Annotated in this window: 14 protein-coding genes; 7 read left to right on the top strand and 7 right to left on the bottom strand. The window is 63.3% G+C overall.

Going from position 1 to position 16,969, the window contains the following annotated elements:
- Positions 1-321: 321 nt before the first annotated feature.
- Positions 322-1,965, top strand: a complete 1,644-nt coding sequence (locus DNK06_RS04845) for a Na/Pi cotransporter family protein (protein WP_131178901.1) — start codon at positions 322-324, stop codon at positions 1,963-1,965.
- Entirely contained in the window at positions 1,965-3,374 is a 1,410-nt protein-coding gene (locus DNK06_RS04840) for a M16 family metallopeptidase (protein WP_131178900.1), read from the top strand. Before DNK06_RS04845 ends, DNK06_RS04840 begins: the two co-directional genes overlap by 1 nt.
- A gap of 86 nt (positions 3,375-3,460) precedes the next feature.
- Here the strand turns inward: DNK06_RS04840 and DNK06_RS04835 are convergent, their stop codons facing one another.
- The gene (locus DNK06_RS04835) at positions 3,461-4,642 is read right to left on the bottom strand and encodes a fumarylacetoacetate hydrolase family protein (RefSeq protein ID WP_131178899.1); all 1,182 of its coding nucleotides are present in this window, start codon (positions 4,640-4,642) and stop codon (positions 3,461-3,463) included.
- Positions 4,643-4,797: 155 nt separating this feature from the next.
- Here DNK06_RS04835 and DNK06_RS04830 point away from each other — a divergent pair, with 155 nt between their 5' ends.
- The 5 genes from DNK06_RS04830 (at position 4,798) to DNK06_RS04810 (ending at position 10,400) form a co-directional block, all read left to right on the top strand.
- The gene (locus DNK06_RS04830) at positions 4,798-5,751 is read left to right on the top strand and encodes a LysR family transcriptional regulator (RefSeq protein WP_131178898.1); all 954 of its coding nucleotides are present in this window, start codon (positions 4,798-4,800) and stop codon (positions 5,749-5,751) included.
- A gap of 390 nt (positions 5,752-6,141) precedes the next feature.
- Positions 6,142-7,131, top strand: coding sequence for a tripartite tricarboxylate transporter substrate binding protein (locus tag DNK06_RS04825; RefSeq protein ID WP_242674613.1), 990 nt, complete (start codon positions 6,142-6,144; stop codon positions 7,129-7,131).
- A gap of 239 nt (positions 7,132-7,370) precedes the next feature.
- A complete protein-coding gene (locus DNK06_RS04820; protein ID WP_131178897.1) occupies positions 7,371-7,826 on the top strand; it encodes a tripartite tricarboxylate transporter TctB family protein in 456 nt (151 codons plus the stop codon).
- 10 nt (positions 7,827-7,836) lie between these two features.
- The gene (locus tag DNK06_RS04815) at positions 7,837-9,357 is read left to right on the top strand and encodes a tripartite tricarboxylate transporter permease (RefSeq protein WP_131178896.1); all 1,521 of its coding nucleotides are present in this window, start codon (positions 7,837-7,839) and stop codon (positions 9,355-9,357) included.
- Positions 9,354-10,400, top strand: a complete 1,047-nt coding sequence (locus DNK06_RS04810; RefSeq protein ID WP_131178895.1) for an Ldh family oxidoreductase — start codon at positions 9,354-9,356, stop codon at positions 10,398-10,400. Before DNK06_RS04815 ends, DNK06_RS04810 begins: the two co-directional genes overlap by 4 nt.
- Positions 10,401-10,530: 130 nt before the next feature.
- On the opposite strand, the gene DNK06_RS04805 is transcribed toward DNK06_RS04810, so the two are convergent.
- The 6 genes from DNK06_RS04805 to DNK06_RS04780 all read right to left on the bottom strand — a co-directional run bounded on the left by DNK06_RS04805 (position 10,531) and on the right by DNK06_RS04780 (position 16,738).
- Entirely contained in the window at positions 10,531-11,655 is a 1,125-nt protein-coding gene (locus tag DNK06_RS04805; RefSeq protein ID WP_242674614.1) for an alpha-hydroxy acid oxidase, read from the bottom strand.
- 145 nt (positions 11,656-11,800) lie between these two features.
- The gene (locus tag DNK06_RS04800) at positions 11,801-12,649 is read right to left on the bottom strand and encodes a fumarylacetoacetate hydrolase family protein (protein WP_131178893.1); all 849 of its coding nucleotides are present in this window, start codon (positions 12,647-12,649) and stop codon (positions 11,801-11,803) included.
- Complete coding sequence (locus DNK06_RS04795) at positions 12,646-13,563, bottom strand: NAD(P)-dependent oxidoreductase (RefSeq protein WP_131178892.1); 918 nt, start codon at positions 13,561-13,563, stop codon at positions 12,646-12,648. The genes DNK06_RS04800 and DNK06_RS04795 overlap by 4 nt, the downstream gene beginning before the upstream one ends.
- 197 nt (positions 13,564-13,760) lie before the next feature.
- Positions 13,761-14,783: a TRAP transporter substrate-binding protein gene (locus DNK06_RS04790; protein ID WP_131178891.1), complete on the bottom strand. Its 1,023-nt coding sequence runs from the start codon at positions 14,781-14,783 to the stop codon at positions 13,761-13,763.
- Between the two features lie 96 nt (positions 14,784-14,879).
- A complete protein-coding gene (locus DNK06_RS04785; protein ID WP_207389935.1) occupies positions 14,880-16,157 on the bottom strand; it encodes a TRAP transporter large permease subunit in 1,278 nt (425 codons plus the stop codon).
- A 74-nt stretch (positions 16,158-16,231) separates the two neighbouring features.
- Entirely contained in the window at positions 16,232-16,738 is a 507-nt protein-coding gene (locus DNK06_RS04780) for a TRAP transporter small permease (protein WP_131175969.1), read from the bottom strand.
- Positions 16,739-16,969: the final 231 nt, after the last annotated feature.

Raw genomic sequence — 16,969 nt, 5'->3', positions numbered from 1 at the left:
GACCTCCGGCTTGCCGCGCAGCGCCCTGCCTGTGCAGGAACCGGGCGGCAGGCCGCATGCCCGCTCGAAATCCTCTACGAACTTAGTCGGCGGTCGTCCCTCCAAGTGCCTATCACCGCGTTGCATGAGGCTGATGTCAGCAGCTGCCGACAACTGAACTGCGCTCGACTCAGCCGAGGCGCTGCATCGCTCTGCAACTACAGTCAAATTGAAGGCTTGTTCGACAAACCGTATGCCCGTATGTGACTGGCGCCTGCAGCGGCCCGTCACCGGCAGTATCCCAAGTCACGGGATCGAACCTGCGTATCAGGGAGATGCGTGATGTTGACTCTGCTCAATCTGCTTTCCGCCATTGCCCTGCTGATCTGGGGCACTCATATCGTGCGTACCGGCATCCTGCGGGTGTATGGCTCGCAGCTGCGTCGCATGCTCAGCCATAACGTCGGCAAACGGCCCATGGCGTTCGTCGCCGGTATCGCCGTGACCGCCCTGGTGCAAAGCAGCAACGCCACGGCACTGCTGGTCACTTCCTTCGTCGGCCAGGGTTTGATGGCGCTGACCCCGGCGCTGGCGATCATGCTCGGTGCCGACGTCGGCACCGCCTTGATGGCGCGGGTACTGACCTTCGACCTCAGCTGGCTGTCGCCGCTGCTGATCTTCCTCGGCGTGGTGTTCTTCCTCTCGCGCAAGCAGACCCGCGCCGGCCAGCTCGGCCGCGTGGCCATCGGCCTGGGCCTGATGATCCTGGCCCTGCAACTGATCGTCGCCGCCGCCACGCCGATCACCGAGGCCAAGGGCATCCACGTGCTGTTCGCCTCGCTCACCGGTGACCTGCTGCTCGACGCCGTGGTCGGTGCGCTGTTCGCACTGATTTCCTACTCCAGCCTGGCTGCCGTGTTGCTGACTGCCACGCTGACCGGCTCCGGGGTAATCGGCCTGCCGGTGGCCATCGGCCTGGTGATCGGCGCCAATATCGGCAGCGGCGTGCTGGCCTTTCTCAACGCCAGCATGCAGAGTCAGGCCGGGCGTCGCGTGGCCCTGGGCAGCCTGCTGTACAAGCTGATCGGCCTGCTGCTGGTGATTCCGGTACTCGATCCACTGGTGCACTGGCTGGACAGCCTCGAGTGGCATCCGGCGGAACTGGTGATCGGCTTCCACCTGCTCTACAACACCCTGCGCTGCCTGCTGATGCTGCCGACCCTCGGCCTCATGGCGCGCTTCTGCAACTGGCTACTGCCGGATCGCCCGGACATGAACGCCGTCGCCAGGGCCCGTCACCTCGACCCCACGGCGCTGTCCACGCCAAGCCTGGCGCTGTCCAACGCGGTTCGCGAAACCCTGCGCATCGGCGACCTGGTCGACAGTATGCTCGGCCATCTGCTCGACGCCTTGCGTGGCAGCCAGCCGATTCTCGGCAAGGATCTGCGCCGTCTCGACGACGATATCGACGCGCTCTACACCGCTGTGAAACTCTACCTGGCCCAGGTACAGCAAGAGGAGTTGGGCGAACAGGACAGCCAGCGCTGGGCCGAAATCATCGAGTTCTCGGCGAACCTGGAGCGCGCCGGCGACATCATCGAACGTATGCTCGGCAAGATTCAGGACGAGAAAACCTCCCAGCGCCACGCGTTCTCCGATAGCGGCCTGGAAGAGCTCACCGAACTGCACGAGCGCCTGCTGGGCAACCTGCGCCTGGGCCTGTCGGTGTTCTTTTCCGCTGACGCCGATGCTGCTCGCCAATTGCTGCGCGAGAAGCGGCGCTTCCGTATCCAGGAGCGCCGGGTGGCCCACTCACATGTCGAACGTCTGCACCACCAGGTGGTCAAGAGTCTGGAAACCAGCTCTCTGCATCTGGAACTGATCGACGACATGAAACGCCTCAATTCTCTGTTCTGCGCCAGCGCCTACGCCGTACTCGGCAACCGTGAAACCGGCGCCCTGCTCGCCGAAGAAGGTGGCGAGTAGTGCTCTCGACCGGCCGCACGCTAACGCTGCTTCTGAACCTGTTGCTGTGCAGCCATCTGCTGGCGGCGGATCGCTTCAAGGTGGAAGGCTACCCGCTGGATAACGGCATGCAGCTGATCCTCAAGTCCACCAGCGAACGGGGCCATGTATCCATTCGCCTGGTGGTCGGCGTCGGTTTCGATCAGTTCGACTGCCGCCACAAGGAGCTGCCGCACCTGCTCGAACATCTGCTGTTCAGCGGCATCGACGGCAGCGGCGAAGCCGGGCTGGAAGAACGCATGCAGGCACTGGGCGGTGACTGGAACGCCTACACCCGCGACAGCGACACCACCTTCGTCCTCGAGGTGCCGGCAGCCAATCAGCGCGCCGCCCTCGACCTGCTGCTCGCCGCGCTGTTCAACACCGAGCTGAGCGAAGCGCGTATCGAGGCGGCCAAGCGCGTGATCAGCCATGAAAACGGTGAACATCCTGCAGCCTGGCAGCGGCTGCTCGACAGTTCTGTCGGCGCTGATGACGCCACCGGGCAACTGGCTGTGGAACTTGGCCTGGCCTGTGCCGAACCCGACTCGCTCGAGCATCTGAATACCGACGCTCTGGAGCGCCTGCGCAGCGAATGGTACGTCGCCAACAACATGACCCTGATCATGGTCGGCGACCTGGATCGACGCCTGCCCGCCTACCTCGAACGCCGCTTCGGCGAACTGCCGCCCGGCCCCATGCCAGAACTGCGCGAACTGCCGGAAAGCACCGGCAACGCCGACCCCGAACGTACGCTGAGAAATGGCCTGGCCGGTGAGACGGCGAAGGTACATCTGATCTTTGCCGAACCCTGGGTCGGCGTACTCGACCACGCCACCTGGCAGTTGCTGCGCGACTACCTGCAATGGGCGGTGTATCGCGATCTGCGTCTCGAGCACGGCCTGGCCTATGGCCCAGGCGTCGAACGTAGTGCCTACGCCGGCAGCAGCTTCTTCAGCATCAATGCCGAGGTAGCACGCAGCGATGTCGAGGAAACCGTGCAGCGCTTGCACGACCTGCTGCACAAGCTCGCGCGTGACGGCCTGGACACTGAAACCGTCGAGCGCCTGCGCAACGTCGCCCTCGCCCGCCAGAACTGGACAGCCCAGGGCAACAGCGCTCTCGCCGACTACTACTGGAACTCGCTGAGCGACTATGAAGAAGGCCGTTTCGCCGACCCGGCCAAGGAACTGCGCCAGATCCACACCGCACAGCTCGACGCAGCGTTGAATCTGCTCCTGAAACAGCCCACCTACCAGCGGGTGGAAAAACCGCTGCTGAGCACCACGGGACTGTACGCGGGCGTTGCCGGTTTGGCGCTGTTTCTGCTGCTGGTCGCTCTGGGCCTGTGCAGGATGTCACGCAGAGGCAAAGGACCCCGGACGAACTAGAAGAAGAATTTTACGAGCGATTCATCAGCGCCATTGGCGCTGACTCAGCATCCGGCCTACGCCTAACCGACGGTACGCAGACGAGCTCAAAGCAACCGACGCTCCGCCAAGTTTCTGATAAGCGCCAACAAGCCGAACTGCCAGGCGGCCAGTTGATCGCTGTATTGCACACGGTTATGCAAACCGCCAAGCTGGCGGCAACTGATGCTGACATGATCGCCCAGTTTATGGGTAAAGCCGCTGCCCGGCTGGTCGCGATCTTCAGTGGGTGCGAACAGTGTCCCCAGATAAAGCAGGAATCCATCGGGGTACTGATGGTTGGCGTTCAACGTCTGGCCCACCAGATCCAGCGGGTCGCGGCTAATCTGACTCATGCTGCTACGGCCGTTGAGCACGAAACCGTCCTCGCCCTCGACTCGCAGATCCACCTCGCAGTTGCGTACATCGTCGATACCAAAGCTGGCGTCGAACAGGCGAATGAACGGCCCGATGGCGCAGGAACCGTTATTGTCCTTGGCCTTGCTCAGCAACAGCGCGCTGCGCCCTTCGAAATCGCGCAGGTTGACGTCGTTACCCAGCGTGGCACCGATCACTCGACCCCGGCTATTGACCACCAGCACCACCTCCGGCTCCGGATTATTCCAGGCTGACTTCGGGTGAATACCGATGTCCATACCGCTGCCCATGGCAGCCAGTACGGGGGCCTTGGTAAACACCTCGGCATCCGGGCCGATACCCACCTCGAGGTACTGCGACCACAGCCCTTTCTCCTGTAGCAGAACCTTCAGGCGTGCTGCATTCTCCGAACCCGGAACCAGGCTGCGCAGATTATCGCCAATCATTTCGCGCACCTGGCCACGGATTTCCTCGGCACGCTGCGGATCGCCGCCGGCGCGCTCCTCGATCACCCGCTCGACCATGCTCGACGCGAAGGTCACCCCTGCCGCCTTGATCACCTGCAGGTCGGCTGGTGCCAACAGGCTCGGGCGTGTCTCATCGCGCTCGCTGCCGCTATTGGCAAGCAACTCGGCCACACTGCAGACTCGCGGCATGCGGCTATCGTGCACATGCGCGTGAAGATTCTCCCGCTCGCACAGTCCGGCGAGTGTAGGAGACAGTGCGCTGAGGTCGAAAACGCCATGCTCATGCAACAGCACGGGGACAGGCCCCGCAATCGCACCGGGGAGCCAGATCCGCCCGATCAGAGTACCGGTCAGACCATCTTCAGGCAGCGTGTTGTCGGGGGTCAGGATTACAGGACGGGCCATATACGAGCTCTTTTATTATGTGGGTAGGCGCATGGGTCAATGGAGGACAAGACTGATGCTGTGCGACCATAACCAAGCATTTGCATCGGTGACCAATGACGAATCGTCAACACTCGATACGCCCTGGTTATCACCACGAACCTCCTGGTAACCCCATGACAGCGAACCCGAGCAAGCTTCCCACGCTGCATAACTGGCTGCGTCTACGCCATCTGCAACTGATCGAGACCCTCGCCGACACCACCAACATGCACGCCACCGCGCAACGGATGGGGCTCAGCCAGCCGGCCGTGAGCAAGATGTTGCGCGAGATCGAGCAGATGCTCGACTTCCTCCTGTTCGATCGCCAACCCCGCGAACTGGTGGCGACCGAACTCGGCCTCATCGTCATCGCCTACGCCAGGCGAACCCTGAACGACTGCCAGCACTTCGCCCAGGAACTGGAAAGCCTGCGCCAGGGCGGCTATGGCCACCTGCGCATCGGCGCCATCGTTGCCGCGACCGCCCAGGTGGTGCCGAGCACCCTGCTGCACCTGAAACAGCAACGTCCCCTGTTGACCATCGAACTGTTCGAGCACACCAGCGACCAGTTGCTGCAGATGCTCCTGCACAAACAGCTGGATCTGGTCATCGGACGCTTTACCGAGCCTCGCCAGCAGGAGCACTTCAGCTACCAGGAGGTCGCCAGCGAACCCTTCCTGCTGTGCGCCGACCCCACCCATCCGCTGGCCCGACAGACAGCCCCCAGTGCCAGGAACCTGGAGCAATGGCCCTGGGTGGTCTATCCACCCAACACCCCGCTGCGGCGGATGATCGAACAGGCCTTCGGCGATGCCGGTATCCCCTTCCCCGGTAACCGGGTGGAAACGGTATCCGTACAGTCCACCCTGCACCTGTTGCGCCATAGCCAGGCCCTGGCCCTGCTGCCCGAGGCCATCGTCCTGCAGCAGGTCGCCCTGGGACAGTTGGTGCTGCTGCAACCTCCGCTGCAGACACCGTCGCTCGGCTACGGCCTGATCCGGCGCAAGGACGAGCCGCTGTCAGCCAATGCAACGCAGTTCTGCGAGGCTCTGCGCCAGGTGCTGGACAATCCTGCTGTCACACCATAGATCGACTGGCGGTCGAACGGTTTCTCGTAGGGTGGGTTAGCCGCCTGTTGCATATGTCGGGCAACTCGCGGTTTCCGGGGCGGCGTAACCCACCATGGGCGCAACACCTTCCACCGCCTGGTGGGTTACGCGGGGCGGCCATCCGCGACGCACCACGACAGCGGTACCTGTCAATCCGTGCCCGGCGTCGCTAACCCACCCTACCTACTGCGCCAGGTGCTGGCCCCGGAATAACCTCTCGTTATGGCGTGATTACCAAGCCTCATTAGACAACCCGGCTCGCCAGGCAATAGGGTGCCAACCATGTCCACCGCTCTGGCATGGGCTATCGCGACCGGGCTCCCAGCGCATCGGCGTGATCACTGACAATAATTTCAATAGGTGACCAGCATGCTTTCCTACCTGGCTGCGCGCGTTTCGCGGCATACCTGCAAATCCCTCCTGCTCTCCACGCTGCTCGTCTCGCCCATGGCCATGGCGGCCTATCCGGAAAAGCCCATCCAGTTGATCGTGCCCTGGGCCGCCGGGGGCGGCAGCGATGCCGCCGCCCGCGGGATCGCCGCGGCGCTGGAGAAGGAGCTCGGTGTCACCATCAACGTGGTCAACCGTGCGGGTGGCAACGGGGTGGTCGGCCATAGCGTGATGGCCAGCGCCAGGCCGGATGGCTATACGCTGGGCTTCATCACTGGCGAATTGAACATGATGCACTGGCAGGGGTTGACCAAGCTGACCTACGAGAACTTCACCCCGATCGCCATGACCAACTATGACTATCCGGGCGTGCAGGTGGCGGCGAACGCGCCCTACGACAGCGTCAGCGACCTGCTGGAAACCATTCGCACCCAGCCCAAAGGCACCATCAAGGCCTCCGGTACCGGCCTGGGCGGCATCTGGCACGTGGCGTTCGCCGGGCTGTTGCTGGAGCAGGGCATCGAGCCGGACAAGATCACCTTCGTTCCCAGCCAGGGTGCGGCACCGGCCATGGTCGAACTGGCCGCCGGCAGCATCCAGCTGGTGCCGACCTCGGTGCCCGAAGCCCGCTCGATGATCGATGCCGGCAGGGCCAAGGGCCTGGCGATCCTCTCGCCGGAGCGCAACCCGGCCTTCCCGGACATCCCGACCCTCAAGGAAAGCCTGGGCAGCGACTACTCGCTGGGCGAGTGGCGCGGCATCGCCGGGCCGAAAAACCTGCCGCCGGAGATCGTCGCCACGCTCGAAGCGGCCCTGGAGAAGGCCTACAACTCCGAGCTGTACCAGGACTACATGCACAAGCTCGGCTTTGGCATCGAGTGGCGCAACGCCGCCGACTTCTCCACTTTCCTCGAAAAGAACAATACCTACATGGGCGGCATCATCGAAAAGATCGGCATGAAGAAGTAAGCCGTTCCTTTACAACGATGCCCTGCGGGGCGTCGTTCGTCTCCGTTCTGCGGCAAGAGCCTGTTCAAAGTCTTGCGAGCTAGAGCCATGCAATACCGATGGCGGCCCCGCAAAAACAGGCGAGGAGCGCTCGGAGTCGCGCTCGACTTTACGAGTTGTAAATGAGCAGTCCGAGCCTGTTTTCAACGCAGCAGGGCCAACGCGCAGCAGACTTTGCACAGGCTCTAAGAGAATTCCCCATGAAAGATCTAACCTTCGGTCTTGTTTTCATCGCCCTGGGCATCACCGTCTGGGTGCTGGCACAGGATTTCCCCGCCGTCCCCGGCATGCAGTACGGCGCCAACCTGTTCCCCAGCCTGATCGCCGCCGGCATGGTGATCGGCGGCGCCCTGCTGAGCGTCACGACCCTGCGCAAAATGCGTCGGGCTTCGAGCGATAACCTGGGCAGCGGGGTCTTCGCCCTGCCCCACCCCGGCCTGCTGGTGCCCTGCCTGATGGTGGTGGCCTACATCTACCTCAGCGAGGTGTTCGGCGCGGCCCTGACGATGCTGCTGATCATGCTGATACTGCTGCTCCAGGGCGGCGTGCGCTGGCTGCCATCGCTGCTGATCAGCGCCGTGTCCACCGCGGTGATCAGCCTCTCCTTCGGCCACATGCTCAAGGTTCCGCTTCCTAGCGGGCCCTTCGGCTTCTGAGGCACTGCCCATGAACGCACTACTCGACGGCATCCTGCTGGTGTTCAATTTCCAGACGCTGCTGGTGATTCTCGCCGCAGCGATCTTCGGCGTCTTCGTCGGCGCCATTCCCGGCCTTTCCGCGACCATGGCCGTGGCCCTGCTGGTACCGGTCACCTTCGCCATGGAACCGACCGCGGCCATCGCCGCGATCATCACCACCTCGGCCATGGCGATCTTCGCCGGCGATATTCCCGGCGCCTACCTGAACATTCCCGGCACGCCCGCCTCGGCCGCCTACGTCAGCGACTGCGCCGCGCTCGGCCGCCAGGGACGCGCCCGCGAGTGCCTCGGCGTCAACCTCACCTGCTCGGTGATCGGCGGCCTGTTCGGCACCACGGTGCTGGTCATGGTGGCGCCGTCGCTGGCCGAATTCGCCCTCAACTTCAGTTCCTTCGAATACTTCTGGCTGGCGGTGCTGGGTCTGAGCAGCGCGGTGTTCATCTCCACCGGTTCGGCGCTCAAGGGCTTCCTCTCGCTGATGGTCGGCCTGCTGCTGTCCACCATCGGCCTGGACATGGTCACCGGCGCGCCACGCTTCACCTTCGACGTGCCGGATCTGATGGCCGGGATCAACTTCATCCCGGTGATGATCGGCTTCTTCGCCATGTACGAGGTGATGAAGCTCTATAGCAACCACGACAAGGACGACGCCGGAAAGACCATCCCCAAGCAGTACGGCAACGTCTTCGGCAAGGTGCCGATGCACCTCAAGCGCTACTGGAAGAGCGTGATCCGCGGCAGCGGCGTGGGCGGTTTCATCGGCATCCTGCCGGGGGCCGGCGCCGATATCGCCGCCTGGATCGCCTACGCCATCAGCAAGAAGCGCTCGAAGACCCCGGAGGCCTTCGGCACGGGCCACATCGAAGGCCTGGTCGACGCCGGCTCGGCGAACAACTCGGCGGTCGCCGGCTCCTGGGTGCCGGCGCTGGTGTTCGGCATTCCCGGCGATTCGATCACCGCCATCGTCATCGGCGTGCTGTACATGAAGGGCATGAACCCCGGCCCGACCATCTTCATGGACAACAGCGCCATGGCCTACGGCCTGTTCACCGCCTTCTTCGTCGCCAACCTGGTGTTGCTGCCGATCGGCTACCTGGCCATCCGCAGCGCCCACGTATTCGCCGTGACGCCGCTGCGCGTGCTGATGCCGATCATCCTGTGCTTCTGCATCGTCGGCGCCTTCGCCATCAACAACAGCCTGACCGACGTGTGGATCATGCTGGTCTGCGGCATCGTCGCCTACCTGATCGCCACCGCCGACGTGCCCCTCGCTCCGGCCATCCTCGGCCTGGTGCTGGGCAACATCCTGGAAACCAACTTCATGACCTCGATGATCAAGGCCGACGGCAACCTGCTGGCCTTCGTCGAGCGGCCGATCAGCGCCTGCCTGGCCCTGTTCGTCCTGCTCATCGCCCTGTTCCCGCTGCTGGCCAGGCTCTGGCGCAAGCGCGGCAACGCCCCTCTGGTGCCGAAGGAAGTCATAGAATGAGCCGTATCGCCCCCCAAGCGCTGGAGCGCTTCGTCGAACGACTGTTGCTCGACGCCAAGGTCAGCCCCGACGTAGCCACGGTGGTCAGCCGAGTACTGGTCGAAGGTGATCTGCTCGGCCACCACACCCATGGCGTGAAACTGGCCCAGGGCTACCTCAAGGATCTGCGCAACGGCCAGGCCAAGGGCAATGCCGAGAGCCTGAGGATCGTCCGCCAGACCCCGGCAGCGGTGCTCTACGACGCCGACTACCTGCTCGGCCCGTATTGCGTCGAACAGGCGCTGGACTTCACCGCCCGGGCCGCACGCACCTTCGGCATTGGCGTCGCGACCATTCGCCGCTCGCACCATATCGCTTGCCTGGCCGCCTACCTGCAGCGCTACACCGAGCAGGATCTGATTCCGCTGGTGCTGACCTCCGACCCGGCCGTGGCTTCGGTGGCACCCCACGGCGGGCTCGATCCGGTGTACACGCCGAACCCGCTGGGCATCGGCATTCCAACCGGGGACAAGCCAATCCTTATCGACGTCAGCATGTCGACCATCACCAACGGCCTGATCAACAAAACCCACCAGGCCGACGGCCAATTGGAACATGCCGCGCTGATCGGCCAGGACGGCCAGCAGACCCGCGACACCGCTGCCTACTTCGCCACACCGCCGGGGGCGATCCTGCCGCTGGGCAGCCTGGAGTTCGGCCACAAGGGCTTCGCCCTCGGCACCCTGGTCGAGGCGCTGACCGCCGGCCTCGGCGGCTTCGGCCGCAAGGACGGGGTCAGGCAATGGGGCGCGGCGGTGACCGTGCTGACCTTCGACCCGGCGTTCTTCGGTGGCGTCGACGAGCTCAAGGCGGAGATGGATCACTTCGTCGGCGCCTGCCTGGACAGCCGCCCGCGCGTGGTGCAAAACCCGGTGCGCATGCCGGGCCATGCCGGCATCGCGCGGCGGACGAAGGCCTTCGAACAGGGGCTGGAGCTGCCGGAGGATGTGCTGGCGGCGCTGCGTACAGCTGCCAGCGAGGCCGGGCACGACTATCCATTCTGAAACGCACGGCTAACCCCCGAGGGGCGGCATGACCGCCCCTTTTTCTTGCCTGGAAAAGGTGGGCTACAAGGTGGAAGAAAAAACTGCCTCGCACCTGCAGATTCGTGGGTGGGTGCGAGGCAGTGGGAAACTAGCGACGGCTGGCTTCGGCCAGGCCGCGCCAGACGGGATCGTGGATCAGCTCCGGCGTCAGATCCGCCAGCTCGCGGCAGCCCAGCAGGCCCAGGGAGCGATCCATCTCGCTGCGCAGGATCTCGATTGCGTGGCTGGCCCCCGGGCCTTTGCCCGCGGCCAGGCCATACAGGCCCGCCCGCCCGAGGAACACCCCATCGGCGCCTAACAGACGCGCCTTGAGAATGTCCGTGCCGCGGCGGAAACCACCATCGAGGAACACGCTGACGCGCCCCTTGAGCTGCTGCACGATACCGGGCAGCACCTCCATGGCCGACACCGCACTGTCGAGCTGGCGACCGCCATGGTTGGACAGCACCACGCCATCGACGCCGTACTTGATCGCCTGGGGCGCATCGTCCGGATGCATCAGGCCCTTGACGATGAGTTTGCCGGGCCACAGGTCACGCAACCAGGCAATATCCTGCCAACTCAGGGTAGCGTCCAGTTCCTGGCCGATGGCACTGGCCGCACCTTTCACCGAGTCCTGCCCCGGCTTCAACAGATTGCCCAGGTTCTTGAAGCGCGGCACGCCATGGGGTACCAGCACATCCCAAATCCAGGCGGGATGGGCCGCGACGTCCAGCGCATTGCGCAGGTCGAGCTTCAGCGGCCGGCGGTAGTTGCGCCGATCCCACTCGCGATTACCGAGAATCGCACTGTCGGTGGTGACCACTATGGCCTCCAGTTCCAGAGCCTTGCAGCGTGCCACCAGATCGGCGACATGCTGGCGGGTGCGATACAGGTAGATCTGCATCCAGGTGCGCGCCCCGTCAATGGCAGCGATTTCTTCGATGGCGATGGTCGAGGCATTACTCAGCACAAAGGGAATTCCGGCACGGGCGGCCGCCTGGGCCAGGTGCCAATCGCCACGATCGGTCAGCAGGCCATTGAAGCCGGTCGGGCCGATCAGAAAGGGCATGCTCGAGGGGCGCTCGAAAAAATGGCAACCCAGGTCACGCTGGCCGACATCGATCAGCGTGCGCGGTTGCAGGGTGATGCCCTCGAACACGCTGCGGTTACGCCTTAGCGTCACTTCATCGTCGGCGCCGCCCTCAACGTACTCGAAAGAAAAGTTCGGCATCCGGCGACGCGCCATCGCCCGCAGTTCATCAATGCTTTGGGCGCGTCGATAATCGCGGCCCGTATAGAAACGTCTCATAAATGCTCCAGGCTAATGCCAAAAGCGCGCCTCGAGACGCGCTTGTTCGGATGCCCTCTCGGCAGTATCAGCGCTGCCAGGCAACCACGTCCTGACACTGCTCACCGAGGCCGCTGATGCTCAGGCGCATGCGGTCGCCGGCCTTGAGGAACCGCGGCGGCTTCATCCCGGCGCCGACGCCGGGCGGGGTACCGGTGCAGATCACGTCGCCTGGATCGAGGGTCATGAACTGGCTGATGTAGCTGACGATCTCATCGATGGAGAAGATCATGGTGCGGGTGTTGCCCTGCTGGCGAGTTTCACCGTTCACACTCAGGTGCATGTCCAGGTCGCGCAGGTCGGCGATCTCGTCAGCCGTCACCAGCCACGGACCGATCGGGGCGAAGGTGTCGCAGCCCTTGCCTTTGTCCCAGGAGCCGCCACGCTCATGCTGGTAGGCCCGTTCGGAGACGTCGTTGACGATGCAATAGCCGGCCACGTGATCCAGCGCCTGCTCGCGCTCGACATACTGCGCCCTGCGCCCGATGACGATGCCCAGCTCCACTTCCCAGTCGGTCTTCTGTGCGCCGCGCGGGATGATCACCGTATCGTTCGGCCCGCAGATGGCGCTGGTGGCCTTCATGAACAGCACCGGCTCGTCGGGCACCGGCAGGTTGGACTCCCTGGCGTGGTCGGCGTAGTTCAGGCCGACACAGACCAGCTTGCCGATATTGGCGATGGGCGTACCGATACGCACGCCGTCCTCGACCCGGGGCAGGCTGGCGTGATCCAGAGCTCGTAACTCATCCAGCACCTGTGGGTCGAGCGTGCGCGGGCCGATGTCCGGCACATGCGCAGACAGATCGCGCAAGCTGCCATCAGCGGCAACGACTGCCGGTTTTTCCTGACCGGGCTGGCCATAACGCAACAGCTTCATGCCTTGCTCTCCTCATGGGCACGCACGCGTACGCCGTTGATCTCGCCCAGCACGTCGAACAGGTGCGGTACGTACTTGTCGCCATGGCCGAGCGCCTTGGCCAGCATGAAGGTCTGGTACACCGCATCGGCCACCGGCCCGGTGGCGGGAGTGGAACGCGCCAGATCGGTGTAATAGCGCATGTCCTTCTCGCAGTTGGCCAGGGCGAACTTCTGGCCGCTGTCATCGCCCTCGAGGACGAAGGGGATGATGCGCTCGAAGGTGCGGCTGTAGCCGCCGCTGAGCCGGCAGATATCGGCGAAGGCACGCAACTCCAGGCCGTTCTTCGCCGCGGCGCAGAAGGCTTCGGCGAGAATCGCGGCGTTGCCCTGGGCGATGAAGTTGTGAATCACCTTGGCCTTGTGACCACTGCCGACCGCGCCGAGGTGATGCAGGGTTTCACAGAATGTCTGGAGAACCGGTCGGGCTTGCTCGACATCGGCGTCGGCGCCCCCGGCGAGGCCATTGAGTCGGCCCTCGGCGGCCTCCTTGGGCGTGCGATTGACCGGTGCGTCCATGTAACGGCCACCGGCCTCGCGCACCAGGGCGGCGATCTCGGGGGTTTGCGCCGGGTCGCCGGTGCTGCAATCGACCACCAGTTGCCCAGGCTGCAGGCCGGCCAGCAGGCCGCGCGGGCCTTGCAACACGGCATGCACCTCACGGCTGCCGGGCAGGCACAGCAGCACCAGGTCGCTGCAACGGGCCATGGCGCTGGCGTCCTCGACCTCCACCGCGCCCCGGGCGACCAGGGCTTCAAGCGGCGCACGGTTGCGGTGAGCCATGATAGTGAGGGCAAAACCCTTGTTCAGCAGATTGCTGGTCATGCCCTGGCCCATCAGGCCCAGGCCGATAAAACCTACGGTAGTTTGCGTCATGAGCATGGGTTCCAAATGCCCCGGCCAGACCGGGGCAAGCTGCGGTATGTGCCTCAGAGCCTATTTACGATCTCGCGAGCTAGAGATAAACGGTGGCGAAAATGGCCGAGGAAGCGGAGTTTACGAGTGGTAAATGAGCATTCCGAGGTCATTTTCAACGCCGTTTAGCCGACGCGCAGCAGATCGTAGACAGGTTCTTAGTTCTTGCTGCGGATGTCGGCCAGAGTCTTGTTCAGCTCAGCCACGAGCTCAGCGCCGAACACCTCGGTGTACTTCTCGATAGTCGGCTTGAGGTGTTCGCGCATGCGCTCGATCTCGGCAGGCGACAATTCGTTGACCGTCATGTTGTCCAGCGTGGACAGGTAAGCCAGGGCCTTGCTGCTCGACTCGCGGGACACCTGGCGCTCGTAGATGCCGGCTTCGCGAGCGGCCTCGGAGACGATGGTGCGCTCACGCTCGTTGAGACGATCCCAGACCTTCTTGCTGAAGATCACCGCCAACGGATCATAGAAGTGGCCAGTCAGCGACAGGTACTTCTGCACTTCATAGAACTTCGACGCCTCGATCGAAGCCAGGGGGTTCTCCTGACCGTCGACCGTGTGGGTTTCCAGCGCGGTGTAGATTTCAGTGAAGGACATCGGCACCGCGTTGGCGCCCAGACGGTTGAAGCTCTCCACCGCCGAAGGAATCTGCATGATGCGCAGCTTGAGACCGGCCAGGTCTTCCAGCTTGGTGATCGGGCGTTTGCTGTTGGTCACGTGGCGAAAGCCATGATCCCAGTAATCCAGGCCGATCAGTCCATTGTTGGGCAGGGTATCCAGCAGACCCTGGCCCAGCGGGCCGTCGAGTACCGCGTCGACTTCTTCGAAGTTGTTGAAGGTAAAGGGCAGGCCGAATACGCCGAAGCCCTTGTTGATACCGGTCAGCAGGCCGGGTGTGACCATGGCCATGTCGACGGTGCCGCCCTGAATCGACGAGATCACCTGGGCATCGCCGCCCAGAGTGCCGCTGGCGAACACCATGACCTTCATCTTGCCGTCGCTTTTCTGCTTGACCAGCTCGGCGAACTTCTGCGCACCCAGGCCATGGGGATGATCCTTGGCCTGTACGAACGCCACCTTGAAGGTACGCTTGTTGATCTCTTCCTCGGCCTGCACGAAACCGCTGAGCAGAGTGCTGGCACAGAACACTGCACCGATCAATTTTGGAATTGTTTTCATGATCTACCTCTTGTCGAAAAGCGCTCTAGCAGAGCATTGAGCGGGCCGTGCAACGACCCATACGGGAGTCGCCCGCCAGGCGGGCGACCTGACGGTTCAGAACATCCAGCGCATCGGCACCGTGATCAGCTCGGGGATCAGGGTAATCAGCGCCAGCACCACCAGCTCGGCCAGCAGGAACGGCAGGCAGCCGCGCACGGTATCGAGCAGATCCAGCTTGGTCACGCCGGACACCACGTTGAGCACCAGGCCCACCGGTGGCGTGATCAGGCTGACGGCGCAGGTGACGACGAACACCACACCGAAATAGATAGGGTCGATACCGGCGGCCACGGCCACCGGCAGCATCACCGGCGCGAGGATCAGGATCACCGGCGACATGTCCATGGCAGTACCTACCGCGAGCACGATCAGCACCATGATCACCATCAGCAGGCGCGGGCTGTCCATCAGCGGCTCGAGCAGGTTGATCACTTCGCTGGGCAGGTCGGTCACGGTGATCACCCAGGCGGCAACCATGGCCGCTGCCACCAGGAACATCACCATGGAGGTGGTGCGCACCGAGGCCAGCAGCACTCGGGCCAGGTCGGCGAAGCTCATTTCGCGGTACACCAGCACCGACACCAGAAAGGCGTACACCGCTGCCACTACGCCGGCTTCGGTCGGGGTAAAGATGCCGAACTTGAGCCCCACCAGAATGATCACCGGCAGCATCAGCGCCCAGACGCCTTCACCGAAGGCTTTGAGGCGTTCGGCGCGAGTGGCCTTGGCCTTGATCTCCACCTGCTCGCGGCGGGATATGAAGTACCAGGCCACGCAGAGCGATACGCCCATCATCAATCCGGGAATGATCCCCGCGAGAAACAGCTTGGTGATCGAGATATTGCCGGCCACACCGAACAGGATCAGGCCGATGGAAGGTGGCAGCACCGGGGCGATGACCCCGGCCGAGGCGATCAGACCGACCGAGGTGGCCTTGTTGTGCCCGGCGCGAACCATCATGGGCACCAGCAAGGCGGCCAGGGCGGCCGCGTCGGCGGCGGCGGAGCCGGACAGGCTGGCCAGCAGCACGCCAGCCAGAATCGCCACGTAGCCGAGACCGCCCTTGATATGGCCCACACTGGTAATGGCCATATTGACGATGCGTTTGGACAGGCCGCCGGCGTTCATCAACTCGCCGGCCAGCATGAAGAAGGGAATCGCCATCAGGGGGAAGCTGTCGGAACCGTGAATCAGGTTCTGCGCAATGATTTGCGCATCGAACAGATCCAGGTAATACATCATGCTGACGCCACACAGAATCAGGGCATAGGCGATGGGCACACCGATAGCCATCGCGCCGATCAGGGTCAGCACGAACAGACCAATGATGATCATGAGATCACTCCGCTTGTTATTTTTCTAATCGCTAGGCACTACACCGGGCTGGCGCAGCGCGGACTCGGTAATCAGTGAGGCACGATGTTCGGGTCACTCGGCGGCTCGGGTAAGCCTTCACCGCGCAGCAGGCGGTACATCTCATAGAGATGGATCAGGCTGGCGCACAGGCCGAAGACCATACCGGCACCGTAGAACAGGCCCATGGACAGACCCGTGGCGGGTGAAGGGGTATGAATATTGATTTCCACCTGCTGCCAACTGCCCCAGAAGAACAGCATCGAGCACATCAGCATCAGCAGTTGCCCCACCCACAGACAGGCTCGCTGGGCGAACACCGGCATCTTGCGCAATGCGGTGTCGACGCGCATGTGCTGCCGCTCGCGCAGCACGATGATGGCCCCGATGAACGTCAGCCAGACGAAGGCCCAGCGCGACAGCTCCTCGGAAACCGAGATCCCGGTATTGAAGCCATAGCGCAATATGACGTTGCCAAAGACCAGTACCAGCATCACCAGCAGGAAGAACACGGCCAGCACCTTGAGGCCGTTGAAATACCACTCCACCCACCTAGCCATGAACCACCTCCAGGCAAGAGGGGCCGACCAGTATTGGGGCTATTTCACGATGGGGGCACGTTGAACGCAGAGCCATGGCACTAACCATATGAGTACACCTTGATGTTGTTCTTATCAGGGGGGCATTACCGACCCTTCTGGGAGGCACGTTAGCACTTAAAAACATTGCATGCAATGTACATATTTGCGACCATCGCGGCACCTCAATCACAACAACAACGAGACCCTGTC

Source organism: Phytopseudomonas daroniae, from assembly GCF_004327285.1.
GTDB classification, from domain to species: Bacteria; Pseudomonadota; Gammaproteobacteria; order Pseudomonadales; family Pseudomonadaceae; genus Aquipseudomonas; species Aquipseudomonas daroniae.
The sequence above is the reverse complement of the archived record's forward strand: the minus strand, read 5'-3'. Positions and strand labels throughout refer to the sequence as shown.

What these genes read in the sequence shown, in the direction of transcription:
- DNK06_RS04845 (WP_131178901.1), top strand. Translation starts at nt 322, where the DNA reads ATGTTGACTCTGCTCAATCTGCTTTCCGCCATTGCCCTGCTGATCTGG.
- DNK06_RS04835 (WP_131178899.1), bottom strand. Translation starts at nt 4,642, where the DNA reads ATGGCCCGTCCTGTAATCCTGACCCCCGACAACACGCTGCCTGAAGAT.
- DNK06_RS04830 (WP_131178898.1), top strand. Translation starts at nt 4,798, where the DNA reads ATGACAGCGAACCCGAGCAAGCTTCCCACGCTGCATAACTGGCTGCGT.
- DNK06_RS04825 (WP_242674613.1), top strand. Translation starts at nt 6,142, where the DNA reads ATGCTTTCCTACCTGGCTGCGCGCGTTTCGCGGCATACCTGCAAATCC.
- DNK06_RS04820 (WP_131178897.1), top strand. Translation starts at nt 7,371, where the DNA reads ATGAAAGATCTAACCTTCGGTCTTGTTTTCATCGCCCTGGGCATCACC.
- DNK06_RS04815 (WP_131178896.1), top strand. Translation starts at nt 7,837, where the DNA reads ATGAACGCACTACTCGACGGCATCCTGCTGGTGTTCAATTTCCAGACG.
- DNK06_RS04810 (WP_131178895.1), top strand. Translation starts at nt 9,354, where the DNA reads ATGAGCCGTATCGCCCCCCAAGCGCTGGAGCGCTTCGTCGAACGACTG.
- DNK06_RS04805 (WP_242674614.1), bottom strand. Translation starts at nt 11,655, where the DNA reads ATGCCGAACTTTTCTTTCGAGTACGTTGAGGGCGGCGCCGACGATGAA.
- DNK06_RS04800 (WP_131178893.1), bottom strand. Translation starts at nt 12,649, where the DNA reads ATGAAGCTGTTGCGTTATGGCCAGCCCGGTCAGGAAAAACCGGCAGTC.
- DNK06_RS04795 (WP_131178892.1), bottom strand. Translation starts at nt 13,563, where the DNA reads ATGACGCAAACTACCGTAGGTTTTATCGGCCTGGGCCTGATGGGCCAG.
- DNK06_RS04790 (WP_131178891.1), bottom strand. Translation starts at nt 14,783, where the DNA reads ATGAAAACAATTCCAAAATTGATCGGTGCAGTGTTCTGTGCCAGCACT.
- DNK06_RS04780 (WP_131175969.1), bottom strand. Translation starts at nt 16,738, where the DNA reads ATGGCTAGGTGGGTGGAGTGGTATTTCAACGGCCTCAAGGTGCTGGCC.